23 protein-coding genes are annotated in these 24,475 nt (G+C 57.3%); 8 read left to right on the top strand and 15 right to left on the bottom strand.

Annotated elements, in window-relative coordinates:
- Positions 1 to 18 precede the first annotated feature (18 nt).
- The 3 genes from hfq to Q1B46_RS07315 are packed head-to-tail and all read left to right on the top strand — an operon-like array spanning position 19 to position 1,852.
- Complete coding sequence (hfq, locus tag Q1B46_RS07325) at positions 19 to 258, top strand: RNA chaperone Hfq (protein WP_005982826.1); 240 nt, start codon at positions 19 to 21, stop codon at positions 256 to 258.
- Positions 258 to 1,529, top strand: a complete 1,272-nt coding sequence (hflX, locus tag Q1B46_RS07320; RefSeq protein WP_299946382.1) for a GTPase HflX — start codon at positions 258 to 260, stop codon at positions 1,527 to 1,529. The genes hfq and hflX overlap by 1 nt, the downstream gene beginning before the upstream one ends.
- 32 nt (positions 1,530 to 1,561) lie before the next feature.
- Positions 1,562 to 1,852 carry a putative quinol monooxygenase gene (locus tag Q1B46_RS07315; RefSeq protein ID WP_299946380.1) on the top strand — a complete coding sequence of 97 codons (291 nt, stop codon included), beginning with the start codon at positions 1,562 to 1,564 and terminating at the stop codon, positions 1,850 to 1,852.
- Positions 1,853 to 1,866: 14 nt separating this feature from the next.
- Here Q1B46_RS07315 and Q1B46_RS07310 read toward each other — a convergent pair whose 3' ends face one another.
- The 4 genes from Q1B46_RS07310 to hemB all read right to left on the bottom strand — a co-directional run bounded on the left by Q1B46_RS07310 (position 1,867) and on the right by hemB (position 6,706).
- Positions 1,867 to 2,262, bottom strand: coding sequence for a nuclear transport factor 2 family protein (locus Q1B46_RS07310; protein WP_299660742.1), 396 nt, complete (start codon positions 2,260 to 2,262; stop codon positions 1,867 to 1,869).
- A 103-nt stretch (positions 2,263 to 2,365) separates the two neighbouring features.
- Positions 2,366 to 4,828, bottom strand: coding sequence for a penicillin acylase family protein (locus tag Q1B46_RS07305; RefSeq protein ID WP_299946378.1), 2,463 nt, complete (start codon positions 4,826 to 4,828; stop codon positions 2,366 to 2,368).
- A 163-nt stretch (positions 4,829 to 4,991) separates the two neighbouring features.
- Positions 4,992 to 5,564 (bottom strand): YSC84-related protein, encoded by a 573-nt coding sequence (locus Q1B46_RS07300; protein ID WP_299946376.1) that lies wholly within the window; start codon positions 5,562 to 5,564, stop codon positions 4,992 to 4,994.
- 143 nt (positions 5,565 to 5,707) lie between these two features.
- On the bottom strand, positions 5,708 to 6,706 hold the full coding sequence (gene hemB / locus Q1B46_RS07295; protein WP_299946374.1) for a porphobilinogen synthase: 999 nt from the start codon (positions 6,704 to 6,706) through the stop codon (positions 5,708 to 5,710).
- A gap of 120 nt (positions 6,707 to 6,826) precedes the next feature.
- Between hemB and Q1B46_RS07290 the strand changes: the two genes are divergently transcribed.
- Together Q1B46_RS07290 and mfd are read left to right on the top strand one after the other, a co-directional pair.
- On the top strand, positions 6,827 to 7,354 hold the full coding sequence (locus Q1B46_RS07290) for a component of SufBCD complex (RefSeq protein ID WP_299946372.1): 528 nt from the start codon (positions 6,827 to 6,829) through the stop codon (positions 7,352 to 7,354).
- 18 nt (positions 7,355 to 7,372) lie between these two features.
- The gene (gene mfd, locus Q1B46_RS07285) at positions 7,373 to 10,828 is read left to right on the top strand and encodes a transcription-repair coupling factor (protein ID WP_299946370.1); all 3,456 of its coding nucleotides are present in this window, start codon (positions 7,373 to 7,375) and stop codon (positions 10,826 to 10,828) included.
- On the opposite strand, the gene Q1B46_RS07280 is transcribed toward mfd, so the two are convergent.
- The 5 genes from Q1B46_RS07280 to Q1B46_RS07260 all read right to left on the bottom strand — a co-directional run bounded on the left by Q1B46_RS07280 (position 10,825) and on the right by Q1B46_RS07260 (position 16,676).
- Positions 10,825 to 11,502 (bottom strand): SH3 domain-containing protein, encoded by a 678-nt coding sequence (locus tag Q1B46_RS07280; RefSeq protein ID WP_299946368.1) that lies wholly within the window; start codon positions 11,500 to 11,502, stop codon positions 10,825 to 10,827. The two genes, mfd and Q1B46_RS07280, sit on opposite strands and share 4 nt — an antisense overlap.
- Entirely contained in the window at positions 11,499 to 13,163 is a 1,665-nt protein-coding gene (locus Q1B46_RS07275; protein ID WP_299946366.1) for a tetratricopeptide repeat protein, read from the bottom strand. Before Q1B46_RS07275 ends, Q1B46_RS07280 begins: the two co-directional genes overlap by 4 nt.
- 57 nt (positions 13,164 to 13,220) lie before the next feature.
- Positions 13,221 to 14,429 carry an MFS transporter gene (locus Q1B46_RS07270; RefSeq protein WP_299946364.1) on the bottom strand — a complete coding sequence of 403 codons (1,209 nt, stop codon included), beginning with the start codon at positions 14,427 to 14,429 and terminating at the stop codon, positions 13,221 to 13,223.
- Between the two features lie 73 nt (positions 14,430 to 14,502).
- Positions 14,503 to 15,162, bottom strand: a complete 660-nt coding sequence (locus Q1B46_RS07265; RefSeq protein WP_299946363.1) for a DsbA family oxidoreductase — start codon at positions 15,160 to 15,162, stop codon at positions 14,503 to 14,505.
- Positions 15,159 to 16,676: a class I adenylate-forming enzyme family protein gene (locus Q1B46_RS07260; protein ID WP_299946361.1), complete on the bottom strand. Its 1,518-nt coding sequence runs from the start codon at positions 16,674 to 16,676 to the stop codon at positions 15,159 to 15,161. The genes Q1B46_RS07265 and Q1B46_RS07260 overlap by 4 nt, the downstream gene beginning before the upstream one ends.
- 65 nt (positions 16,677 to 16,741) lie before the next feature.
- Here Q1B46_RS07260 and Q1B46_RS07255 point away from each other — a divergent pair, with 65 nt between their 5' ends.
- Positions 16,742 to 17,365 carry an XRE family transcriptional regulator gene (locus tag Q1B46_RS07255; RefSeq protein ID WP_299946359.1) on the top strand — a complete coding sequence of 208 codons (624 nt, stop codon included), beginning with the start codon at positions 16,742 to 16,744 and terminating at the stop codon, positions 17,363 to 17,365.
- On the opposite strand, the gene Q1B46_RS07250 is transcribed toward Q1B46_RS07255, so the two are convergent.
- From Q1B46_RS07250 to Q1B46_RS07230, 5 genes are all read right to left on the bottom strand, one after another.
- Positions 17,354 to 17,590 carry a hypothetical protein gene (locus Q1B46_RS07250; protein ID WP_299946357.1) on the bottom strand — a complete coding sequence of 79 codons (237 nt, stop codon included), beginning with the start codon at positions 17,588 to 17,590 and terminating at the stop codon, positions 17,354 to 17,356. The genes Q1B46_RS07255 and Q1B46_RS07250 overlap by 12 nt on opposite strands.
- A gap of 188 nt (positions 17,591 to 17,778) precedes the next feature.
- Positions 17,779 to 18,438 carry an MIP/aquaporin family protein gene (locus Q1B46_RS07245; RefSeq protein ID WP_299946355.1) on the bottom strand — a complete coding sequence of 220 codons (660 nt, stop codon included), beginning with the start codon at positions 18,436 to 18,438 and terminating at the stop codon, positions 17,779 to 17,781.
- Positions 18,435 to 18,911: an arsenate reductase ArsC gene (locus Q1B46_RS07240; protein ID WP_299946353.1), complete on the bottom strand. Its 477-nt coding sequence runs from the start codon at positions 18,909 to 18,911 to the stop codon at positions 18,435 to 18,437. Before Q1B46_RS07240 ends, Q1B46_RS07245 begins: the two co-directional genes overlap by 4 nt.
- 26 nt (positions 18,912 to 18,937) lie before the next feature.
- Positions 18,938 to 19,762, bottom strand: a complete 825-nt coding sequence (locus Q1B46_RS07235) for a helix-turn-helix domain-containing protein (RefSeq protein ID WP_299946351.1) — start codon at positions 19,760 to 19,762, stop codon at positions 18,938 to 18,940.
- A 32-nt stretch (positions 19,763 to 19,794) separates the two neighbouring features.
- The gene (locus Q1B46_RS07230) at positions 19,795 to 21,621 is read right to left on the bottom strand and encodes an extracellular solute-binding protein (protein ID WP_299946349.1); all 1,827 of its coding nucleotides are present in this window, start codon (positions 21,619 to 21,621) and stop codon (positions 19,795 to 19,797) included.
- Positions 21,622 to 21,914: 293 nt separating this feature from the next.
- On the opposite strand from Q1B46_RS07230, the gene Q1B46_RS07225 reads away from it, so the two are divergent.
- Together Q1B46_RS07225 and Q1B46_RS07220 are read left to right on the top strand one after the other, a co-directional pair.
- Positions 21,915 to 22,688, top strand: a complete 774-nt coding sequence (locus Q1B46_RS07225) for a 3-hydroxybutyrate dehydrogenase (RefSeq protein WP_299946346.1) — start codon at positions 21,915 to 21,917, stop codon at positions 22,686 to 22,688.
- Between the two features lie 64 nt (positions 22,689 to 22,752).
- Positions 22,753 to 23,778 carry a patatin-like phospholipase family protein gene (locus tag Q1B46_RS07220; protein ID WP_299946344.1) on the top strand — a complete coding sequence of 342 codons (1,026 nt, stop codon included), beginning with the start codon at positions 22,753 to 22,755 and terminating at the stop codon, positions 23,776 to 23,778.
- On the opposite strand, the gene Q1B46_RS07215 is transcribed toward Q1B46_RS07220, so the two are convergent.
- The gene (locus tag Q1B46_RS07215) at positions 23,779 to 24,456 is read right to left on the bottom strand and encodes a DUF502 domain-containing protein (RefSeq protein ID WP_299946341.1); all 678 of its coding nucleotides are present in this window, start codon (positions 24,454 to 24,456) and stop codon (positions 23,779 to 23,781) included.
- Positions 24,457 to 24,475 lie beyond the last annotated feature (19 nt).

Below are 24,475 nucleotides of genomic sequence, written 5' to 3'. Positions count from 1 at the left end.
TGGCGAGATTATTATAATATGGCTTCGGACAGACAAAATCTGCAGGACGCGTTCCTGAACAATGTACGGAAAGCAAAGGTCCCGGTCACGATATTCCTGATCAACGGCGTGAAATTGCAGGGTGTGATCACTTGGTTCGATAATTTTTGCGTGCTGCTGCGCCGCGACGGACAGTCGCAGCTGGTTTATAAACACGCGATATCGACCATCATGCCGTCACAGCCGATCAACCTGTATGAGGGCGAAGACGCCTCTTGATGGAACATGAGAGGGCGCGCACCCGGGCCTGGGTGCTGCATCCCGAAATCAAATCAGATGAACAGCGCCGTGTCCCTGAACCGGCGCTGGCCGAGGCGGTTGCCTTGGCTGCTGCGTTGCCCGACCTGGATGTGGTCGGATCTGAAATCGTTCGTCTTCCACGCGCGCAGGCCGGTTTGTTGTTCGGCAGCGGCAAGATCGACGAGCTGGGCGAGCGCTTTCACGAGAACGAAGTAGAGCTCGTTCTGATCGATGGACCGGTTACGCCTGTTCAGCAGCGTAACCTTGAGAAGGCTTGGAATGTCAAAATCCTCGACCGCACGGGCCTGATCCTGGAGATTTTCAGCGATCGGGCGCGCACACGCGAGGGTGTGCTGCAGGTCGAGATGGCGGCGCTCAGCTATCAGCGAACACGCTTGGTGCGGGCATGGACTCACCTAGAGCGGCAACGGGGTGGTTTGGGATTTGTCGGCGGTCCGGGTGAAACCCAGATCGAGGCTGACCGCCGTGCCATTGATGATCAACTCGTGCGTTTGCGCCGTCAGCTGCAGAAAGTCATCAAGACCCGCACGCTACACCGGGCAGCGCGGGCCAAGGTGCCGTATCCGATTGTTGCGCTGGTCGGTTACACAAACGCAGGGAAATCTACGCTTTTTAACAGTTTGACCGGGGCTGAGGTGATGGCCAAGGACATGCTGTTTGCCACGCTCGACCCGACGATGCGCCGGGTTGAACTGCCGGACGGGCCCGAGGTGATCCTGTCGGATACCGTGGGTTTCATCTCGAACTTGCCAACAGAATTGGTCGCCGCCTTCCGTGCCACATTGGAAGAGGTTTTAGGCGCTGATCTGGTCGTTCATGTCCGCGACATCAGCCATGAAGAGACCGAGGCGCAGGCTCAGGATGTTGAGACGATCCTGACATCTCTGGGCGTGGAGGATGACCGGCCCCGGTTGGAAGTCTGGAACAAGATCGACCTGCTGGACGCGGAAGACCGCGATGCCACGCTGGCGCGGGCCGAGCGGGATCCTGCGATCTTTGCCATATCGGCGGTGACGGGCGAAGGGGTTGAACCATTATTGTCCGAGATTGCTACGATGCTGCAGGGTGCGCGGCATGAGACGACACTGACCTTGGATTTTGCCGAAGGGAACAAGCGCGCCTGGCTGTTCCGCCAGGATGTAGTGCGGTCGGAGAAGCAGACCGATGACGGGTTTGCGATCACGGTGTTTTGGACCGACAAACAAGCGGCCCGTTTTGCAGCGCTTTGACCCCAAGACTGCCGGATCACAAGAGGTTGCCGATGACGAAAAGTGACGGGAAAGTTTATCTTCAAGGCCATATCGCTGTGCCGTTGGATCGACTGGATGAGGTACGACGAGCGCTGCCAACACACATAGCTCTGACGCGGGCGGAAGAGGGCTGTATCGCGTTTGAGGTCAGCGAAGACGATGCCCATCCGGGAAGGTTCAACGTATCCGAGGTGTTTTCAAATCGGGCCGCACTCGATGCCCATCAGAACAGGACGAGAAACTCGGACTGGTTCCGCATCACACAGGGCATTCCGCGTGAATACTCGGTGACCTCAGACTAGAGTGTTTGCCTGTGCTATTTGCCGTCGATTTGACGCTGGAAATCGTCTGCATCGAACCATTCAAGCGAAGATTGAATTTTATTGTCCGGTGTCAGTTCCCATTGTTCCCAGCCTCTGACAACAACACGATTTCCGGTTGCGCTGTGGAGCCCTTCAAGCGTTCTGACAAACAACGCGTGAGGCCCGGCCCACCGCATCATGTCACAACGTACTTCCAGATCGAGGAAATCGGAGTACACCGCACGCGCCATTTCCGCGATTGCTGCGTGACCCTGTAGTGTCTCACCGCGATTGACGCTGATCTGACCTTCGGGTGCAAAGAAACTGGCGACCGCTTCGGGGTCACCTGAACTCCAGGCGATGGCGTAGTCGCGCGCCAGATTGTTCAAAGTATCGCGCAAGCTGCCCATGCATTTCCCCCTTGGTGCGATGCGATGGCTTCGTGATTTTAGGCGAAAACAAACAACCGCGTCCACGCGATACCCGAAAAGGGGCGGGGACTTGCCGATGCGCCTAGCGAGGGTTGAGCAGGGTCACACCAACTGCCGCAGCGCGAGCAAGACCAATATCCAATGACATAGGAATATATTCTCCGCGCCGCCACAACTGGGCCTGATCGTCGTAATAACGCGACAGGAAATGGCCCGACTGACCCGTGGCTGTTATGAATACCGAACTGTCAGGGTCGGCGAAATCATACACACCCCGGTATCCTGCGCCGTGCACGTTCTGGAACGGGTCTGGTCCTTCGCCCGAAGTGCGTCCGCGCAGCAGCGTGTTGTCGCCCCCGCTGGTGGATTGGCGGATGTTGACGAAGAAGCGCAGCACCGGCACTTCACCCAGTACCGGGTGGTCATGGGCGGCCTGATGTGCATCGCCCCAACGCAAGGATTGAAGTGCGGTGCCATAGCGTTCGGAAATCCAGATGATTGCATCATCCAGCGCCAGCCTTGCCATGTCGGTGCAGGTTTCAACCGGTGCGCTTTGGCGCACATCGCACCAGACCGACGCCCCTTCGATGTCACGATAGACACGTTCGATGAACAGCGGCTCGACATGTTTGTATTCTGCTGCCAACGGGCCAAGATCGTCCGAGATCAGGCGGATTTGCAGCGCGCGCAGCCAGGCAGCATAGATCAACGGCTCTGGCAGATGTTCGTTCATCTCACCATTCCAGTTGGCAAGTAGATCAAGCGCGACCTGGCGCTGACGCTCCGAAGTGCCTTCTGGTGCGGATTCCCCGGTGAACCAAAGGTCGGCGCCGATCAATGGTAACAGTGACCGAGCGGTAAAGCTGACCGTATCCAACTGCGCCTCGATAAAGCTGTCGCGCGTGTGCACTTCACGCGATTGCATCAGACGCTCCCAGCGGTGAACCCGCTGCGTATCGCCCCATTCGTATGAAACGTGATCAGGGAAGGGGCGGTCGATGATCTTGTTGTTGGTATTGCCCAAAACGCCGCCCACCGGCGCTACGAACTCCGGGTTATCCGCATAAGGCAATCGACCCTGCCAGCGGTTGCGTTCCAGCCAACCGGGTGTGGGAATGCGGCCTCGGCTTTGGTTGTTCAGGTCGCGTCGGGGCATAGCACCGATCAGTTTCAGGCCGATGGTGTTTTCATCGACCAGCGACAGGTTTTGTGAAGGTGCGATGAAATCTTCGGCCAGATTGATGGCCTGGCGCACCGTATCGGCGCCCATCAGTGCCAAAGATGCGCTCATGGATGTGTCGCGCGGGCTGAGCGCGCTCCACGACAGAGACGCGACATGACCTGGGGGCGTTATCGTTTCCAAATCATAATGCGTGCCCGGTAGAACGGGGCCGTTCTCGGTCCAGCGCAGGGTCAGGGTAATCGGCGCTGCGTCCTTGATTTCGATGATCGAAGGGCGGGTCCGGAAACGTGCATAGCCGTCGGGCGTCAGGTATTCCTCGGGGTTGTCGGGGTTCAGTTGTTCAATGTGAACGTCCTGATCGTCCAGATAGGATGAGGTCAGCCCCCAACCCAAACGCTCGCTCCGACCAGCTGAAACCGCCGGTATTCCAGGTATGGTTGCACCGATCACACCGCCTTTGGCCAGTTCCAATCGTGCCAGATACCAGATACCGGGGGCGGTAAAGCCCAGATGAGGATCGTTGGCTAACAATGTGCCGCCGCTGGCCGAGCGGGACGGTGCGGCTGTCCAGGCATTGGATGCACCTGCCAAACCGCGCCGCGGGAAGGGCGAAAGTGGCGTATCGGGCATCGGGGTGCCATGCGCATAACGCGGCAGGTTCGGAAACAGCACGGCATATTCGGGCAAGGCTGCGATGCCGGGGCCGGGGACATCCGGTAAAATATCGGCCAAACGCGTAGGGTCGTTCAATATCAGAGACGTCCGGGCGCGTAGAACCTCATCCGCAAGATGGCCTGAGAGTTGCAAGCTCATCAACTTCATGATCGCCAGACTGTCTCCGGGTTGCCAGGGCGGAACGGGTGCATTGAACAGGAACATCTCGGGCGCGCCACGACCAAGGGCTTGTTCGTTTATTTCAGCCAGACGCGCGTTGATCCCGGCAGAATAAGCGCGCAGAGCCGCCTTTGTGTAATCGTCCTGCACCGTGACAGAACGATGGGCGAGGCCATAAAGGTCCAGTCGACGCAACAGTTTGTCTATGTGAACTGTGCGTTGGCCGAATACTTCTGACAATCGGCCCTGCACGGTACGGCGTAAAACGGTCATTTGCCAAAGCCGGTCCTGCGCGTGGGCGTATCCAAGGCCGAAGAACACATCCGGATCGGAATTGCCAAGTATGTGCGGCACATTCGCCGTGTCGCGGATGATTTCGACCGGGGCTGTTATCCCTTCGACTTCCAGGGACTGATCGTATTCAGGCAGGGATTGGCTGGCCAGAAAATAGATCAACCCGACCGCCGCAACGGTAAGCAGGATCAGGCCCGTCGTAAGCCGCACCAGCCAGCGAAAAACCAGACCCATCTGTCCCCCAAGAAATCAGTATATTCGTTTGCGCCGAGGTTACTGGAAGCCCTTCCGGACCGAAAGAGGAATGCCTGCTGAAATTGCGTAAATCCACTAAAACCCAGAGCCCCGCCACAAGATGTAGCAGGGCTCGTCCGAGGGGGAGGGGGAATTTATTAAATCAGGGAATGATGCGTGTGTATTTGATGCCTTCGACCGTCGCACCAAACTTCAGACCCGCCTGACCGAAGACGGCAGCCAGCACCGGCTTGCGCAGCTGGGTCGTGTCGGTGGACAGGGATTCGCCGGTCGCATCGACGACGTATCCGATATCAGCCCCAGCGGTCCAACCGCTGGAGCGGCGGAAATCGTTCAGTGCTTCTTCGGTCATGAAGAACAGAACATGCGCGTATTGCTGCGCACCGATCTGCAGGCCTGCACTGCCAGATATGGCGGAATAATAGTCGACTGTTGCACCCTGAATGCGCAATGCGCCCTGACCATAGGCCCCGCCAAAGATAAATCCGGCATCGGTGATCAGCGGCATAACCAACATCCCGTTGGCCTTGTTGGCGATCTCGCGGGTATTGGGGTATTTGCTGTACATTTCGTTCAGCGTCGCGTCGACGCGCGCGTCGAGCGTTGCGGCGTTGGTATTCCCAACGCCGTTGCCGCACGCGGCGGTCAGCGTCAATCCGGCCACGCCAAATGCAAAACCGCGACGGCTGAGTCGGGGGGAGTTTGAACTGCTCATGTTTCTCTGTCTCTGTATATGTGCCTGAATTGTCGGGTATTCCCGATCTTGTCTGCAAGAATACGCCGATTGTGCCTGCCTGTCACGGGAAAGCTGTGCTGCGGACGCAGCAAATCGGCGAAAAATTGCGAAAAACTGTGGTGTTAGCCTTGCAGGATGCGTGCGGCCTCGGGTGCAAAGTAGGTCAGAATGCCGTCGCACCCTGCGCGTTTGAACGCCATCAGGCTTTCCAGCATCACTTTTTCGCCGTCAATCCATCCGTTCTGGGCTGCAGCCCGGATCATCGCGAATTCGCCGGACACCTGATATGCGTAGGTCGGTGCGCCAAAGTTGTCCTTCACGCGCCGACAGATATCCAAATACGGCATCCCGGGCTTGATCATCACCATATCCGCGCCTTCAGTCAGGTCGCGTTCGATCAGACGCAACGCTTCGTTCGAGTTCGCAGGATCCATCTGATAGGTTTTCTTGTCGCCGGTCAGAGCGCCCGAAGCGCCAACGGCATCGCGGAACGGACCATAAAAGGCGCTGGCGTATTTCGCGGCATAGCTGAGGATCATGACATTGTGATGCCCTGCAGCCTCAAGCGCGCTGCGCATCGCGCCGATCCGGCCATCCATCATATCCGAAGGCCCGATGATGTCTGCTCCGGCCTCCGCTTGCGCCAGCGTCATCTTCACCAGTGCTTCGACCGTCTGGTCATTCACGATTTCGCCATCGACCACATAGCCGTCATGGCCGTTGATGTTGTACGGGTCCAACGCGACGTCGGTCATTACCGCAATATCGGGGGCGGAGGCCTTAACTGCACGAATGGCGCGGTTCGATAGGTTGTCGGGGTTCCAGGCCTCGGCGCAGTCTTCAGTTTTCAGGCTTGCGTCGGTGTAGGGGAACAAACATATTGCGGGTATGCCAAGGGCTTGCGCCTCGAGGGCGGCTTTGGCGATCAGATCTACCGAACGACGCATGACACCGGGCATGGATGGCACGGGCTCTTCAATGCCTTCGCCATCTCGCACGAAGACCGGCCAGATAAAGTCGTCGACGGTCAAAGTATTCTCGCGCACCAGCCCCCGGATTGCCTGAGATTGACGGGCCCGACGGAACCTGGTCAGAGGATAGGGGGCGATGGTCGGTTTCATGGCGCACTCTCCTTGAACAATTGCGCATTGGGTGGCATGAATTCCCGGTGGTCTCAAGGGTAACAATGGACGCATCTATGCGATGAGGGTCCCTGCAGACGTATAATAAAGGGCAGTGGCTTGGACATTTACTCTTCGATTTTCGAAATCATCGATATGCGGAGCTTTTCGAATCTGTGGTATTGGATCGGCTTAGCCGTTCTTTGGTCCTCTGCCAGCCACTGGGCAATTGGCGTGCCCCATGATCTGGTAACGCGTGCGCGTCGGGTGGGTGGCCAGTCGGAACAAGACCTGCTGGATATCGCCAGGATCAACACGAACCGGCTGTTATACATCGTTGACACGTCCGGGCTTGCGATTTTTGCGATTTGTAGTTTCGTGCTGACAGGATTGGCCACAATGGGCTTTTTCTACGGGCTGGAGTTCGCGCAAGCAGTGTTCTTGCTGTTGTTTCCGATGTGTTTCGTAACGCTAATAAACATCTCGGCCGCACGACGATTGAGCCAGCAAGAATTGACGTTGGAACTTGTCTCCAAAAAACTGATCCGTTGCCGGGTGTATACGCAGATCATTGGTATGATCTCTATTCTGGTCACTTCGTTTTGGGGCATGTATCAGAACTTCACGGTTGGCGTTCTGAGTTGGTGATATCTGAAAGGCAGCACAATGAAGGCTCCGAACCACGTAACGGTTGGCGGCGCCCCTGAGGGGTTTGATGCGCAGCTTGTGCTGAATGAGATCGCCCGTTCGGGTGGTCCGGTCTGCCATATCGCCCGCGATGACAAGCGGATGGAGGCGATGCGGGCGGCACTGGCGTTCTTTGCGCCGGATATGCCTGTATTTGTATTCCCCGGCTGGGATTGTCTACCCTATGATCGGGTTTCGCCGAATGCAGACATATCTGCTGCGCGTGTGGCGACTCTGGCGGCATTGGTTCATCAGATGCCGCAGCAGTTTGTTCTGCTGACAACTCTGAATGCCGTGACACAGAGAGTTCCCGCCCGCGAGGTTTTACGCGAGGCTGCGTTCACTGCCCGCGTGGATCAGCGCATTGACGAAGCGGCCCTTCGCGCCTTTCTGGTGCGGATGGGTTTCACCCAAAGCCCCACGGTGATGGAGCCGGGTGATTACGCCGTTCGTGGTGGCATTATCGATATTTTCCCCCCGGGGGACAGTGGCCCCGTGCGACTGGATTTTTTCGGAGACGTTCTGGATGGTGCGCGCCGGTTTGATCCTGCGACCCAGCGGACTACAGAAAAGCTCGACCTGGTAGAACTGGCCCCGGTGTCCGAGGTCATTATGGATGACGCGGCAATAACCCGATTCCGCCAGAATTATCGCATCGAATTCGGGGCCGCGGGCACCGATGACCCCTTGTACGAGGCCGTCAGTGCCGGTCGAAAGCATCAGGGGATGGAACATTGGCTGCCGTTTTTCCACGAAAAGCTTGAGACGCTGTTTGACTATCTGCCGGGAGCCACGATTTCGCTGGATGATCAGGTCACACCGGCGCGGTTGGCGCGCTGGGATAGTATTTCGGATCAGTACGAAACGCGGCGACTTGCGTTGGAAAACCGCGCGCGTATGGATACCGTCTATAAACCCACGCCACCCAATCTGCTTTATATGGATGACGCTGCATGGGAAATTGCTGTCGACGAACGGCGGGTGTTGCAGTTCAACCCGTTGCCGCAATCCAGCGGGCCGGGTGTGATCGATGCAGGTGGCCGGATCGGGCGTAATTTTGCGCCAGAGCGTCAACAGGAGAGCATCAGCCTGTTTGGTGCGCTGGCAAGTCACATCCAAAACAAGATGGACAAGGGTCCTGTCCTTATCGCTTCATATTCCGAAGGCGCGCGCGAACGTCTGACCGGGTTGATCGAGGATGAAGGTCTGGCCGAGGCGGTCCCCGTCTCAGATGGTACGCGGATTGGAAAACGTGGCCTGCATCTGGCGGTCTGGGCATTGGAACACGGGTTCGAAACACCCGACATGACAGTGATCGCCGAGCAGGACGTGTTGGGCGACCGCCTGATCCGCCAACCCAAGAAACGGCGCAAGGCCGAGAACTTCCTGACTGAGACGCAATCGCTCAGCCCCGGTGATCTGGTGGTCCACGTCGATCACGGCATCGGGCGCTTTAAAGGGATGGAGGTCGTCACCGCTGCAGGTGCGGCCCACGAATGCCTGCTGTTGGAATATGCTGAACAGTCCAAGCTGTATCTGCCTGTCGAAAACATCGAACTGCTGTCAAAATACGGCCATGACGAGGGGCTGCTTGATCGGTTGGGCGGTGGCGCATGGCAGGCCAAGAAGGCCAAGCTGAAAGAGCGTATCCGCGAAATGGCGGACAAGCTGATCCGCATTGCTGCCGAACGTGCATTGCGCAAAGCACCGATAATGGACCCGCCACCCCACGCGTGGGAAGAGTTCAGCGCGCGTTTCCCCTATCAGGAAACCGACGATCAGCTGCGTGCAATCTCTGAGGTCATGGAAGACATGCACTCCGGCGCTCCGATGGATCGTCTGATCTGTGGTGACGTGGGCTTTGGCAAGACCGAGGTCGCAATGCGCGCGGCCTTCGTTGCCGCCATGTCGGGCGTACAGGTGGCAGTTGTCGCGCCAACCACGCTGCTTGCGCGGCAGCATGCGGCCTCATTCAAGGAACGCTTCCGGGGGTTTCCACTGGAGGTACGGCAACTGTCGCGCTTTGTATCGGCGAAGGATGCGCAACAAACGCGCGACGGGATGGCGCGTGGCACTGTGGATATAGTAATCGGTACCCATGCTCTGCTGGCCAAGGGGATCAGGTTCAACAATCTAGGCCTGCTGATCATCGACGAAGAGCAGCATTTCGGCGTGGCGCATAAAGAACGGTTAAAGCAATTGCGCTCAGACGTGCATGTTCTAACGCTCACTGCCACTCCGATCCCTCGGACGCTGCAGCTGTCACTGACCGGTGTGCGTGATCTGTCGATCATCGGAACCCCGCCCATCGACCGCCTTGCCATCCGTACCTATGTCAGCGAATTCGATGCGGTCACGATCCGTGAGGCGTTGCTGCGCGAACATTATCGCGGTGGGCAAAGCTTTTACGTGGTGCCGCGTATCTCGGACCTGCCGGACATCGAAGAGTTCCTAAAGGAACAACTGCCCGAACTGACCTACATGGTGGCGCATGGGCAAATGGCGGCGGGCGAGCTCGATGATCGGATGAACGCGTTTTATGACGGGAAGTACGACGTGCTGCTGGCTACGACGATCGTGGAAAGCGGACTGGATATTCCGACGGCAAACACCATGGTCGTGCACCGGGCGGATATGTTCGGTTTGGCGCAGCTTTATCAAATTCGCGGCAGGGTCGGGCGCTCGAAAACTCGGGCCTATGCCTATCTGACCACCAAACCGCGCGCGCGTCTGACGGCAACGGCCGAAAAGCGTCTGCGTGTTCTTGGATCATTGGATACATTGGGTGCCGGTTTTACGCTGGCCTCACAGGATCTGGATATTCGCGGCGCTGGCAATCTGCTGGGCGAGGAACAGTCCGGTCAGATGCGCGACGTGGGCTATGAACTCTACCAGTCGATGCTGGAAGAGGCGATTGCCAAGATCAAAGCCGGTGAGATGGAGGGGCTGTCGGATGCCGACGATCAATGGGCCCCGCAGATTAACCTTGGCGTCCCGGTTCTGATCCCCGAGGATTATGTGCCCGATCTGGACGTGCGCCTGGGTCTTTATCGACGCCTCTCATCACTTTCGACCAAGGTAGAGCTTGAAGGTTTTGCCGCTGAACTGATCGACCGCTTTGGCTCTTTGCCGAAAGAGGTCAACACTCTGATGTTGGTCGTGCGTATCAAGGCAATGTGTAAACGGGCAGGCATTGCCAAGCTGGACGGAGGGCCGAAGGGCGCGACGATACAGTTCCACAATGACAAATTCGCCTCGCCTCAGGGACTGGTTGAATTCATCCAGAACCAGCGTGGACTGGCCAAGGTCAAGGACAACAAGATCGTTGTTCGGCGCGACTGGAAAAAGGACAGCGACAAAATCAAAGGCGCCTTTGCCATCGCCCGTGATCTGGCCGAGAAAATCGTGGCCGCGAGGAAAAAAGCAAAGGTTTAGTCACCCGTTACAAAGGTACAAAGCTGCCAGTCGCCGGTGTCGGATTTCACCAGTGCCGCGCGATACCCGACCATGGAAGTCAAAAAGTCGCTGTGCATGTGGCCGGTGGTTCCATCCGTAAGTCTGACTTTTTGATAGGTTTCATCGGGTTGGTAGTCGGGAACGATGACCACCTCATGGCTGATCAATCCGACAATCGCACCGCTGCGCGATGGAGTTTGGCGGAGGGTAACCCGTTCAGCCGCCACAAAATACGCAGTGAACGGATCAAGCGAGGCGGGCAGGGCGATCTGCCAATGGGCGGGCATCCAGAATTCGCCCTGATCGTCGAAATAGCCCGGTTGCGACAATGTGTTCTGCAGATCGGACCAGTAGGCCTCGCGCAGTTCGTCGGCCTCGTCTTTGAATTCCTCGCCCAGTACTTCGGGCGGTACGGTCAGGTTCAAACGGAACTCGTCCGGGCCGCCTTTGCTGTCATGGCTCAGATAAATACCAGGGCAGGCTGCGGCCACCACGGATTCGGTATCTTGTGCCGTGATCTTTGCAAGCAGATCGGCCCGGAAGGCCAGCAAATCAGGGTCACGTTCGGCTTGATCCACAGGGGGAAACGATTGCCGTTGGGCAAGTGCGGGGCCACACAGTAGTAGGGCCAGCGCCAAAGGCAGTGCTTTCATTCTGCGGCTCTCATCGCGGCTTGGGCACAGAAACAGGAGGCGCCAACGGCCCGGTCCGCGCGGGCAAGCGCAAGATCAAGACGCTGCTGGACTTGTTTGATTTCAATGGTTTCTCCACGTTCTTTCAGGCAATCGCGCAAGCCCTTGAGGCTCCAGACATTATCGGGGTGGATTGAGGCACGACTGAGGTTTCCTCCGAGGCCCAGATCCTCTCGATAAACCATCTCGGCCTCGGCCACATGGCCTTGTTCGAATAACAACGCGCCCAGTGCGTGGCGGGTGGGCTGCATCCAGCCCCACGGCTCGTCATAGGGCAGAGTGTCATCCAATTCGACGGACCTGCGCAGATGGGCATAGGCGATTTCGTAGTTGCCCCTGCGATACTCGATCTCTCCTCGCAGCATTTCTGCTGCGATTTCAAGCAGGTCAATGACACGGTTGTTGTGCAATCTTCGTGTCTCGGGCACGCAGGTTTTTGCGGCGAGGAACAGTTGTTCTTCGGATTCCGCCTGCGCAACCTCGCCCGTGGCCGCATGGGCGATGGCGCGCGCATAATGCGTCGTCGCGGTGAGTGTGCGGTACAGGTCCGTGTCGTCAGGAAGGTTCAGCGCCTTGGCTTCTTCCCAGCGCCCAAAGCGGATCAGGATATGCGGACCCATGGACATGTAGCTTTCGAAATAATCCGCCATGGGCGGACTTTCGATGCGCAGCAGCTCTTCGGGTGTGGTGTCCCACAGGCCCTGATTGGCGCGCAGGGCGGGCTCCATCTGTCCCAGAAACAACGCGCCGTAGATAGCAAAGTGATAATTATGCTGGCGATAACCGGTGTAGATGTTGAACGGGCCTTCGCGCTCGTAATATTTCAAGTCCGCAACAGAGGCGGTTTCGTTCCAAAAAGTGACGTTTTGATAGTGACCGCACAGCACGTCAATATGGGTGGGCATATGCACCAGATGCCCCGCGTCCGGCACGAGCGTGCGCAGGATATCCCCAGCTTGCAAAGCTTTTTCGGGGGTCGGCGACATTTCCATCAGATGCACATACAGATGCAGCAGCCCGGGATGTGACATGGCGGCGGAGCCGTTGGCCATCGCGAATTCCAAAGCCTCTTGCGCCTCCAATGTGGCAGCACCTTCGGCAGGTTGACCGGTTTTAAGGTCCCACATCTGCCAGGGCGTGAGATTCATCAATGCCTCAACATAGATCGTGCGTAGATCCAGATCGCCGGGCAGTTCTGCAAATGCCGCACGCATGGCATCGGCAAAATCATGATTCCAGGGATGCATGTCTTCGATCGGATCACGCTGAGGGTAGCGCGCTGGCAGTGCCCGGATCAGGGCCTGCTCAACCGGCGTGCACCTGTCCAGAAGGGACATGGCTTTTTGCGTGGCATCATATGCAATAGCCAACGATTTGATTTGTCCCTGATCATCGCGCAGGTCCCATGGCAGGTTATAGTTCGGCCCTGCCGCATACGCGATGCCCCAATGCGCCATGGAGCAGTCAGGGTCATGCTCGGCGGCTTTCTGGAAGCAGGCGACCGCTTCGTCATGGTTATAGCCATAGGTCCAGACCAGCCCGCGATTGAACCAAAGCTGCGCCTCGGATGATGCAGTGGTGACGACACGAGAATACGTGCCAAGATCATAATAGTCGCTCATGAAACCCCCTCCCAAGAATTGACAGGAGTTTAGCGGGTTTCAGAGGCTCTGCACAGATCAGGCGGGCAGTCTGTTTTCGATCCGGCCCATGTGCAGCATCAGGCCGAAGCCCGTGATGCACATGATCAACACGCCTGTGGTCAAAGGTGTAATCGACCCGTCGAACAACAACCCGATCGGCGCGGCAATCGCTGCGGCCAGTACCGTGGCAATCGAACCGATGACCGAGGCGGCCATGCCTGCGATATGGCCCATCGGCTCCATCGCGATTGCGTTCAGATTGCCCATGGTGACACCCGCCATGAAGAATATCGAGGTCTGCCACGCCACGAACACCGCAAATGAGACATCCGGGGACAAGGGCATCATGTTCAGAACGATGACGCCTCCGGTGATCAGTATTTGCAGGCCTAAGGCCCAGGTCACGATCCGGCGCATGCCGAGACTTACAACCAGCGCGGCGTTCAATAGACTGGCTGAACCAGAGATCAGCGCTACCAAGCCAAACCAGAACGGAAAGCTTTCTGCCCGATCATGTATGACGTCAAATACCGGCTGCACCATTGTCAACATGGTGAACAGCAGCCCCATGCACAGAGCCTGCACAAGGATCGACAGACGTACCGTGGGATGGGAAAGCATCTCTTGGACGGCCGTGATCATCAGTGGCAAACGGAATGGGCGGCGGTTTTCGGGGGCCAGGGATTCGGGCAGGCGCGTCGCCATCCAAATCACGATGACCGATGCAAAGAGAATGAAGGACACAAAGATCCCGCGCCAGCCAACCAAGGCAATAACCCCTGCGCCAAGCAGCGGTGCGATGGCAGGGACCAAGGTGAAAATCATCATCGCGATGGAGATGATGCGCGCCATCTCGCGCCCGGAAAAGAGGTCGCGAATGATCGCCATTGCCACGACGCGAGGACCGGCAACGCCAAGCCCCTGAAGAACGCGCGCGGCAAGCACCAGTTCGAGCGATGAACTGGCCCAAGCTACAGCCGAGGCAAAAATATAGAGAGCGACCCCGCCATAAATGACTGGCTTGCGGCCAAAGGCATCCGAAATCGGGCCTGTGAAGAATGTGCCAATCCCCATGCCCAGAACAAAAGATGTCAGGATCAGCTGTGCTTTGTTCATGTCATTGGGGCTAAGCTCGGCCCCGATCTCGGGCAGGGCGGGCAGCATTGAGTCGATCGAAAATGCGATCGTGGCGAACATCATCGCGACCAGCGCAATGAATTCGCCCCGGGACATGCGATTAGTCATGGGGAACTCCTTCCCAAATGCGCTATCACGGCGCACTTGGTTGGACTAGATCAGAAATGCACAGATATATGTGCTATTCTGCAGGGGAAGCCTCAATCTGAGACATGATCTCGGATATCACTTTCCCCCACAATTCAGGAGGTTGTGCACCGGGTACAGCGTGTTGGTTGGCCACGATATAAGTGGGAACCGAACTCACGCCCATTTCTCGCGAATGGCTGTCGCGGGTGCGGATATCTTCGCGATCGGCGTCAGATTGAAGCAGTTTCAGAACGACTGCGGCGTCCATACCGACGCTGTCAGCGATATCGGCAAGGACCTCGTGACTTCCGATGTCGCGCGCATCTACGAAGTATGCTTTGAATAAGGCATCGACCACAGCGTCCTGTTTGGTCTCGATCCCGGCCCAGTGGATCAGGCGGTGGGCATCCAGTGTGTTGGGCGTGCGTTTCATGCCCTCGAAATCGATCTTCAGACCAGCGTTTTCGGCATGTTCAACCACAGGAGCATAGGCGCGGACAGCGCCGTCCTTGCCGCCAAACTTGCGTTCGAGATACTCGCGCCGGTCCATGCCTGCGTCGGGCATGTCTGGATTCAGCTGAAAGGGATGCCATTCGATGACAAAGGGGTGTTCGGGCACCGCAGCGAGCGCTTTGTCCAGATGGGTCTTGCCGATATAGCACCAGGGGCAGATGGGATCGGACATGATGTCGAGCTTAACGGTTTGTGTCATTCGGACGTCGCCTTGAAATAGGCCGGCAGGGCGCGGCGCAGGAGTTTGCCGTTGCCTCCGGTGGGCAGGGCGGACAGATGGACAAAGGCGCGCGGCTGTTTGTAGCGCGCCAGCTTGTCAGACACATAGGCCTGCAGCGTCGCCGCGTCCAGTTCTTCGGGTCCGGTATAAAAGGCAACGATGATAAAGCTGTCCTGTTTCACCTCAACCGCTGCCGCGCCGACCTGCGTTATGCCGGGGTGGGTGGATAGGGCGGCCTCAACTTCGACCGGAGAAACCCTGTATCCGCCTGCATTCATCATGTCATCGTCGCGGCCCAGATAGGTGATCTGCCCATCGGCTGACATCGCGCCCTGATCTCCGGTCAGGAACCAGTTGCCAGCCATGCGCGCCTCGGCCTCTTCCGGCGCGTTCAGATAGGTCAGCATCAGTCCGGGGTCGTTGCGATGAATGGCGATCGTGCCCTCTTGCCCCTGCGGGACCGGGCCGCCCGGCCCGACGATGGCGACGCGGCGCCCGGGCTGTGGCTGACCCAGAGCCTCCCCTCGCGCGGGGTGGCTGGGGCTGGATGAAATGAAGGTCGAGCATTCCGACATGCCGTACGCCTCATAAAGCTCAGTCCCGGTAAGTTGCACCCACTGTTCATGCAGATGCCGTGAAAGCTTTTCTCCGGCGCATAAGCCGTGGCGTAGATCGGGGAGGTTCAGTTGGACCTCCTCTTGCATGATCTTCCGGAAGACCCCCGGGGCGGCGGCAAAAATGGTGGCTCGGTGTTGTTTCAACAGGGCGGGAAGTTCACTGATGTCTGTCCCCGGTTCAGGGATCAGGGCCGTTGCGCCGATGGTCCAGGGATCCATCAATCCTGTTCCCAGCGTATAGGTCCAGTTGAACGCACCCGCGTGGCACAAGCGGTCCGAGGATTGCAGGCCGTACCAGCCGTCGACCATCATCTGCCGCGCCCAAATCGCACGATGCGCATGGGCCACGGCCCGAGGTTTGCCGGATGTGCCTGACGTGTAGACGACATAGGCCAGCCGCTCGGGATCACCCATGGCAAATGTTGCTGGGGGCAGGGATCGCATGCGAACCAACTCTACCAACATTATCTGACGCGGATGCGGGGCGCAGGTGACATTGGGGTCGCGCAAAACTGCGGCGGGTTTTAGATCGTCGATGATCTTGCCGGTTTCTGTGTCGGTCAGTTGCGATGAGGTTGGCACCGGAACCAATCCCACGGCAATTGCACCCAAGTAGGCGATAGGAAAATCGACGGTATTTCCCAGTCGCATCAAGACGGTGTCACCGGGGTTTAGGCCGCTCTGGAGCAACCCCGCCCCGGTCCCCAAAATGGCCGATCGCAGATCGCCGTAAGTCCAGTCTGTTGCACCAGTCGATCCAAGCACCGACAGCGCAGTCTTCCCAGCACAAGTTTGTGCATGACGCATGACATGCGCAGCAAGATTGAACGGGCGCGGGCAGGGTGGCGGAGGCCCCTGATCAAAGATTGACAACATGAGAACTGGCTATCGCCGCATGACGTCCGTTGCAAGCGGGGCATGCTGGCCCTATAGAAAGCCCCATGACCACTAATGATCATAAGTCCATCGTCAGAATCGCCCGTGACAACGGTGTCAGCACCGAGTTGGAGCCGGTCGATCTTGGCGCACGGGTGCGCGAACTGCGCAAGGCCCGGAACTGGACACTGGAACAGGCGGCAAGTCAGGCGGGTCTCGCGCGGTCGACACTCAGCAAGATCGAAAATGGTCAGATGTCCCCGACCTATGATGCACTTAAAAAGCTGGCAACGGGTCTAGAGATCTCGGTCCCGCAGCTTTTTACACCACCTCAGCGTGATCAGGTGATCGGTCGCATGGCGGTGACCAAAATGGGTGAGGGGACTGCACATGCCACGACCACCTATGAACATGAGTTGTTGGCCGAAACGCTGACCAAAAAGCAGATGCTTCCCTACCGCGCACGAGTACGCTCGCGTTCGATGGAAGAGTTCGACGGATGGGTGCGCCACGATGGCGAGGAATTTCTGTATGTTCTCACCGGTGTGGTGCAGCTATTCACCGAATTCTATGAACCGGTCGAAATGCGCCGGGGCGACACTGCATACTACGATGGTAGTATGGGCCACAATGTTATCTCAATCAGTGATGAGGATGCGACGATCCTGTGGGTGACGTCACTTACTTAGGGTCTGGGCGACTTCGCGGTTCAACGCTTCGGTATACAGAAAATCCTCAAGCTCTTCTCGCGCTTCGTTCACCGTCAGGTGGTGACGCTCGGCCAGATACGCTTCGAATTGTTTGCGATCTTCGCCAACGCGCGCCATGTCCCTGTTGCGCAGGTTAGGAAACCTGCGTTTCGCACGTGCATAAGACGCGTCCCAATCTTGCGTCAGATCAGCCCAGTTCAGCATCTGCGAGCCTTCCCTTTTTCAGGTTCCAGGATTGCTCTCCCCCAAGTCAGCCTACGGAGTGTTGGGTGGGATCGCGGACATGACAAAATGTCGCATGTTGCCGTAAGGGCAATCGAGTGAAAAAACCCGCTGCGGCAATACCGCAACGGGCCGACGGACCTGCAGTTATGTGAGTGGCGGCCGGTCCGTTATTCTTCTGGCGTGAACAGCCAGTTCAGTATTATGTGACCGATAAATACAGCAATTATCTGCATTAAAATGAACATCGGAATATGCGCAGGGTATATCCCGGCAAACGTGTCCGTAAAGCCCCTAGCGATGGTAACCGCCGGATTCGCAAAACTTGTGGATGATGTGTACCAGTAGGCGCCAGTGATATAGAGCCCCACAAGCGCTGGTACAGTATCCGGCTTGTGCCGAATTCCGCCGAAAATCACAAAAAGCAAGCCCAGGGTCGCGATGATTTCGGAAAACCATTGATGCGATCCGGTGCGGTGCAATGTTTCCGAGCTTTGTAGAATCGGCAGGTCGAACATGTAGTGACTGGCCCAGACGCCAACGATGCCGCCGGCAATCTGAACCAGCATGTATGGCGCAACAGCGCGCCATGGATGTTCGCCGCGCAAGGCGAAAGCCAAAGTTACTGCCGGATTAAAATGTGCGCCTGACACGGGGCCAAGCGTCGTGATGATGGCATAAAGCATGCAGCCGGTGGCGATGGCATTGGCCAGCAAGGCAAGCGCGATGTTCCCGTCGGACAATGTTTGCGCCATGATACCCGACCCTACGACACCGATCAGCAGGAAGGCTGTTCCAAGAAACTCGGCAAAGTACTGGCGGGCGTTCATTGGATGTCTCCGATACGTTTGAGATGAGCGGTAAGTTGTGCGCTATCCATGGTTTCAATTGGCAGCGTCAGCAGGGCCTGGGCGCGGCGGCCCAGAATGTCATATGCGGTGCGAAAGGCGGTGTCCCAGTCGGCCTCTGACGCGGCGGCGGGGTCTTCGACGCCCCAGTGCGTGCGCAAGGGTGCACCGGGCCACACGGGGCAGGTTTCATCGGCGGCGGAACCGCAGACGGTGATCACCATGTCCATTTCCGGGGCGTTTTCTGCGGCAAACTCATCCCAGCTTTTGGACCGGGCATCGCGAAGGTCATGGCCTTCGGCACTAAGCAGCGCCAGGGATTGCGGATGAACCCGCCCCGTCGGGTTGGAACCCGCGGAATAGGCGCGAACACGCGCGTCGCCGTTATGGTTGAAGATCGATTCCAGCAGGATGGACCGGGCTGAGTTGCCGGTACACAGAACCAGTATGTTCATGGAGAAATCCTTGGGTTGGCGAGGGGCTAATCGGACATCCGGCCGATATCGTCCACCTTGTGTTGCAATGAGATACGGTCGAGCGTTTCAAAAGGAAGGCTCGCAAAGGCTGTGATGCGGTTGCGCAGCAAACCATAGGTCTGCTGGAACGCCAGCTGCTTTTGCGCCTCGGTCCCTTCGGCCTTGACCGGATCGGGCAGACCCCAATGGGCGCTCATAGGCTGACCGGGCCAAGCTGGACAGGCTTCGTTCGCCGCGTGGTCGCAGACGGTGAAAACGAAATCCATTCTGGGTGCGTCTTCGACGGTGAATTCCTCCACCGATTTTGAGCGCAACTTCGAAACATCGAAGTCCTTTTTCTGCAGCAGCTCCAATACAGTTGGGTTCGGCCCGTCCGTTGGGGCGTTGCCCGCGGAATACGCCCGGAATAACCCGGTACCTGCATCGTTCAGAATCGCTTCGGCCATGATGGAACGGGCGGAATTCCCAGTGCAGATAAAAAGAGCGTTCATAACGCGGTCCGGGTTCTTGAGGAAAGGCCCCTTGGGGGTTTGCAGGCAGAGGTCGGGGCGGTTCTGACAGCATTCACCCAGAAGGCTATCAAACAATCCCCGCACCGCAGGCAGGTTCGCCGTATATTGCAACGACGTCCCGCTGCGGGACTGTTCGATCAATCCGGCAGATTTGAGAGCGTTTAGGTAGGTAGAAGTCGTGTTGGGCTTAAGCCCCAGCGCGTCCGCTATCTGACCGGCGGCAACTGAACCAGGATAGCGGCGCATGAGCAGCCGGAACAAATCCAGCCGTTTGGGATGCGCAAGCGCGCCGAGCTTGTCGTGAATCTCTATTTCCATATTTCATGAAATATGGAAATAGAGAGGGTTCGTCAATCCTGATACCACCAGACCTGAGGCATATATTCAGGTCCGTCGCCATAAATCGGCAGAGTGTCGGGTTGCCTCAGTTCTTTTATGTGGGCAATACGGCCGACATCAAAGCTCCAGATCGGAATGACATAACGGCCAGCGGTCAACACGCGATCCAAAGCGCGGGTTGCGGCAACGAAATCTTCATGGCTTTCCGACGCCAACATCGCATCGATCAACCCGTCTACTGCTGGAGAGGTCAAACCCATTACATTGCGCGTTCCCGCAGTGTCGGCGTTTTCGCTGCCCCAATACAGGCGTTGCTCGTTACCCGGCGATAGTGAGAGTGCGCGACGGAATGGGGTCATATCGAAATCCTGCGCGTCGATACGCGAGGTATACTGCGCGTCATCGACCTTTTCGACAGTCAACTGGATGCCAAGTCGTTCGAGGGCGCGGGCATATATTTCTGCGATTACACCCACATCCTGCACGACATTCAGGCTGCCTTGGCTGATCACCAGATCAACCTGGAAGGCCTCACCCTGGGCATTACGAAGCTGACCGTCCTGAATTGTCCATCCTGCCTCTTCCAGTAGTTTGAGCGCTTTGCGGATGTTGCTACGGTTGCGTTCGGATCCATCACCCTGCGGCAATTCATATCCATCCAGCGTGCCGGGGGGCAACTCGGCGGCATAGGGTTGCAACAGGTCTTCGACCCGACCCGTTGCCGGTCCGGGCTGCATGCCCAGCGTAGAGCCGGAAAAATACGATGTAATCCTCGGCTGCGCGCCACCGGTGATGGTGTCGTTGATAAACTCGAAGTTGAACGCCAGCGTCAGCGCCTCGCGAACGCGCCAATCATCGTACGGTGCCTTGCGCGTATTCATGACGAACCCAGTCATGCCCGATGGCTTTTGATGAGGGATTTCCGTCTTCACGACATCGCCGCGCTGAGCTGCGGGAAAGTTGTACTGAGTGTTCCACTTGTCCGCGTTGAACTCGCGCACAGCGGAAAGCTCGCCGGCTTTGAAGGCTTCGAAAGCGACGGTGCCGTCGCCGTAGAATTCAATCCGCATGTCGTCGAGATTCATCGTACCCTTGCGGTAGGGGATATCTGCCCCCCAATAGTCCGGGTTGCGGCGCAGATTTACAAAACGGCCGGCTTCGTAATCATCGATCACATATGGTCCTGATCCGATGGGAATGTCGTGCAACTGGGCATCCGCGAATGATTTCCCCTCCCATTGTGCCTTCTGCAGGATTGGGCGCAATCCGGCGATCAGCGCCAGTTCGCGATCGGGGTCGTTAAAAGTGATCCGGGCGCTGCGCGGGCCGGTCTGTTCTATGCTGTCAATCTTGCCCCAAAGCCCGCGATACCGCAGATGACCTTCGGTGCCCAAAGTCTCATACGACCAGATCACGTCTTCGACAGTGACCGGCGTTCCGTCCGAGAATTCGGCATTTTCCCGCAGTGTAAATTCGACCCAGGTTCGGTCCGGATCAGTCTCAACTGATTCGGCTAACAACCCGTAAAGAGAGAAAGGTTCGTCCCAAGACCGGCCCATTAGGCTTTCATGGGTCCAAAATCGCAATTGCCAGGGTGACGTGCCTTTTTGCACAAACGGGTTCAAACTGTTATAGCCGCCGGTATTGCCGAACACGACCTTGCCGCCTTTAGGCGCGTCCGCGTTTGCATAGGGCAGCGACACAAAATCCGGTGGTAGGGCAGGGTCGCCATACATAGCTATGCCATGGGCCGATTCTGCCGAAGCGAACGAGGCCGCCAAAATGCAGGCGATTCCCGCAATTGCTGGACGGAAGGGATGGAGATAATCGGGGCTCATTTTGGAAACAATCCTGCTCTGGCCTTATTTTGTTTGGGATTCACCGTAGCCATGATTTTTCTTATTATCAAACTTTTAGCTTGGATGAAGGCACAGAATTGCTTATAAAGGGCGTACTGCTCGATAGGTTTCTTGCCTGTATGAAACCTGCCTCAATAACTTAACGCCCGCTTCGTGCGGGCGTTTTTTTTGGCAAAATCTGCGGGGACGTTCCCGCCCGATCATTCCCCGTTTCCTTTGCAGGTGCAGCATGGCACTGTGTGCCCGAAACGAAATCAGGACGGAGAGCGGTCATGAGCTTGTCGGGAAAAACGGCCATCATTACGGGATCGAATTCAGGGATTGGACTGGGCATTGCGCGTGAGCTGGCCAAGGCCGGTGCGGACGTGGTTCTGAATTCGTTCACTGACCGGGAAGAGGATCACGCACTGGCCGCCGAGATTGGGCAAGAGACCGGAACCAATGCGCGCTACATCAAGGCGGACATGTCGAAAGGTGATGAATGCCGCGCCCTGATCGAGCAGGCGGGTGCCTGTGACATTCTGGTGAACAACGCAGGTATTCAGCATGTAGCCCCGATCGACCAGTTTCCAACCGACAAGTGGGACGCGATCATTGCGATCAACATGAATTCAGCTTTCCACACGATGGCGGCAGCGTTGCCGATGATGCGTGCGGCAGGTTGGGGTCGGATTGTGAATATCGCCTCGGCCCATGGTTTGACGGCCTCACCTTTCAAGGCGGCTTATATCGCGGCCAAGCACGGTGTGGTTGGGATGACCAAAAGCGTAGCGCTGGAGACTGCTCAGGAACCGATTACCTGCAACGCGATCTGTCCGGGATATGTCCTGACCCCGCTGGTCGAAGCGCAGATCCCAAATACGATGAAGGAATACAACATGAGCCGCGAGGATGTGGTGAAGAATGTCCTTCTGGAGCGGCAGCCGTCCAAGGAATTCGCCACCGTCGAGCAATTGGGCGGAACAACGATCTTTCTTTGTTCAGACGCGGCGGCGCAGATTACGGGGACGACGATTTCGGTCGATGGGGGCTGGACCGCATTGTGAGGTTTCATGGGGGTACCACCCCCATACCCCCGAGGTATGTTGAACAGAAGAAAAGGTTTCAGTTGTGAAAAAGATCAATCTGGCACTGCAGGGAGGAGGGGCGCATGGGGCGTTTACCTGGGGCGTGCTGGATCGGTTGTTGGATGAAGAGGATATCGAAGTTGCGGCGATTACCGGAACCTCGGCCGGGGCCCTGAACGGTGCCGCATTCAAATCCGGTATGGTGCATGCGGGGCGTGACGGTGCGCGGGCATGTCTTGATGGATTGTGGAAACGGATGGGAGCCGTCGGTGATATGCGGATCGCCCATTGGATGCGCGGTATTGAGCCCGCGCACATTGCGCAGGCGCTTGAGTATTCACTGCCATATTCGATGGCGGAGACATGGTCGCGGCTGGTGTCGCCGTATGCCTACGGACCATTCTATCGCAATCCGCTGGAGCCGGTGGTGGATCGGTTTAATTTTGATGAGATTTGCGCGGATGAGGGGCCGGATCTTTTTGTCTGCGCGACTTGTGTGCGCAGTGGCAAGATCAGGGTGTTCACAGGCGACGAGATTTCCACGGATGCCATTTTGGCGTCGGCCTGTCTGCCCAACCTTTTTCAGGCAGTCGAGATATACGATCCAAAATCTGATCGGACCGAGGCGTATTGGGATGGGGGCTATACCGGTAACCCGGCGCTCTATCCCTTGTTCGGTGATGATTTACCCGACGATTTGGTGATCGTGAATATCAATCCGCTGGAACGGGACGAGGTGCCCAAGACGCCGCAGCAGATACAGAATCGGATCAACGAAATCAGTTTTAATTCGTCCCTGTTTCGCGAGTTGCGGGCGATCAACTTTGTTCAGCGCTTGTTGGCAGAAGGCAAGTTGAGGGCGGGTGAGATGAACCGGGTACTGGTTCACATGATCGCGGATGATGAACTGATGAATGATTTGTCAGCGGCGACAAAGACTGTCCCGAACCCGGTGGTGCTGAACAGGTTGAAACAGGCCGGCCGCGCGGCCGCTGATCAGTTCCTGCGTGCCCATAAGAAAGATCTGGGCGAACGCAGTACGGTCGATCTGCCCGCTATGTTTGGTTAACTATTCAGGCGGTTGTGTTGGGTCTTTTTCGTTGGGGTATACAAGCCCCGCCGAAATCACCAGTTTGGCCGCGTCCTCGATCGACATATCCAGCAAGATCACATCTTCGGCTGGAAAGAACAGCAAGAAACCGGATGTGGGGTTCGGGGTGGTAGGGACAAAGATGCTTAGCAATTCGCCAGCCGTGTCGGCACGCTCGCTAACCTCGCCCCGGGCCGTTGTCGACACGAAGCCGATTGCCCAAATCCCGCGGCGCGGATACTGGATTAGGCAGGCCTTTTCGAAAGAGCGTTCTGTCTGTGCAAAGACCGTTTCCGAAATTTGTTTGATACCGGAATAGACCGAACGGACAACGGGCATCCGGTTAACAAGGCTTTCGGCGAAGTGGATCAGCGAACGGCCAAGAATGCCCTTGGCGATCCAGCCGACGATGATCGTGAAAATCAGGAAGATGATGACGCCGACGCCACGCAAGTTGATTCCCACATATTCCGAAGGTTGGAATTTCTGGGGAATGAGCGGCAGCACCGCGCTGTCGATCCAGCCCACGACGGACCAGATCAGCCAGATCGTCAGCCAGACCGGAGCAATGACGACAATGCCCGTCAGAAATGACGCGCGCAACCCGGATAACAGGCCCGAGCGGCGATGAGGTTCTTCGTCAAACGGCGTGTTCATTGCGGTCCTGAGTGGTTTG

The sequence above is a fragment of the uncultured Ruegeria sp. genome, assembly GCF_947500045.1.
In the GTDB taxonomy this organism is placed as follows: Bacteria; Pseudomonadota; Alphaproteobacteria; order Rhodobacterales; family Rhodobacteraceae; genus Ruegeria.
The sequence above is the reverse complement of the archived record's forward strand: the minus strand, read 5'-3'. Positions and strand labels throughout refer to the sequence as shown.

Coding starts and splice junctions, on each gene's coding strand:
- hfq (WP_005982826.1), top strand. CDS start 19: ATGGCTTCGGACAGACAAAATCTGCAGGACGCGTTCCTGAACAATGTA.
- hflX (WP_299946382.1), top strand. CDS start 258: ATGGAACATGAGAGGGCGCGCACCCGGGCCTGGGTGCTGCATCCCGAA.
- Q1B46_RS07315 (WP_299946380.1), top strand. CDS start 1,562: ATGACGAAAAGTGACGGGAAAGTTTATCTTCAAGGCCATATCGCTGTG.
- Q1B46_RS07310 (WP_299660742.1), bottom strand. CDS start 2,262: ATGGGCAGCTTGCGCGATACTTTGAACAATCTGGCGCGCGACTACGCC.
- Q1B46_RS07305 (WP_299946378.1), bottom strand. CDS start 4,828: ATGGGTCTGGTTTTTCGCTGGCTGGTGCGGCTTACGACGGGCCTGATC.
- Q1B46_RS07300 (WP_299946376.1), bottom strand. CDS start 5,564: ATGAGCAGTTCAAACTCCCCCCGACTCAGCCGTCGCGGTTTTGCATTT.
- hemB (WP_299946374.1), bottom strand. CDS start 6,706: ATGAAACCGACCATCGCCCCCTATCCTCTGACCAGGTTCCGTCGGGCC.
- mfd (WP_299946370.1), top strand. CDS start 7,373: ATGAAGGCTCCGAACCACGTAACGGTTGGCGGCGCCCCTGAGGGGTTT.
- Q1B46_RS07280 (WP_299946368.1), bottom strand. CDS start 11,502: ATGAAAGCACTGCCTTTGGCGCTGGCCCTACTACTGTGTGGCCCCGCA.
- Q1B46_RS07275 (WP_299946366.1), bottom strand. CDS start 13,163: ATGAGCGACTATTATGATCTTGGCACGTATTCTCGTGTCGTCACCACT.
- Q1B46_RS07270 (WP_299946364.1), bottom strand. CDS start 14,429: ATGACTAATCGCATGTCCCGGGGCGAATTCATTGCGCTGGTCGCGATG.
- Q1B46_RS07265 (WP_299946363.1), bottom strand. CDS start 15,162: ATGACACAAACCGTTAAGCTCGACATCATGTCCGATCCCATCTGCCCC.
- Q1B46_RS07260 (WP_299946361.1), bottom strand. CDS start 16,676: ATGTTGTCAATCTTTGATCAGGGGCCTCCGCCACCCTGCCCGCGCCCG.
- Q1B46_RS07255 (WP_299946359.1), top strand. CDS start 16,742: ATGACCACTAATGATCATAAGTCCATCGTCAGAATCGCCCGTGACAAC.
- Q1B46_RS07250 (WP_299946357.1), bottom strand. CDS start 17,590: ATGCTGAACTGGGCTGATCTGACGCAAGATTGGGACGCGTCTTATGCA.
- Q1B46_RS07245 (WP_299946355.1), bottom strand. CDS start 18,438: ATGAACGCCCGCCAGTACTTTGCCGAGTTTCTTGGAACAGCCTTCCTG.
- Q1B46_RS07240 (WP_299946353.1), bottom strand. CDS start 18,911: ATGAACATACTGGTTCTGTGTACCGGCAACTCAGCCCGGTCCATCCTG.
- Q1B46_RS07235 (WP_299946351.1), bottom strand. CDS start 19,762: ATGGAAATAGAGATTCACGACAAGCTCGGCGCGCTTGCGCATCCCAAA.
- Q1B46_RS07230 (WP_299946349.1), bottom strand. CDS start 21,621: ATGAGCCCCGATTATCTCCATCCCTTCCGTCCAGCAATTGCGGGAATC.
- Q1B46_RS07225 (WP_299946346.1), top strand. CDS start 21,915: ATGAGCTTGTCGGGAAAAACGGCCATCATTACGGGATCGAATTCAGGG.
- Q1B46_RS07215 (WP_299946341.1), bottom strand. CDS start 24,456: ATGAACACGCCGTTTGACGAAGAACCTCATCGCCGCTCGGGCCTGTTA.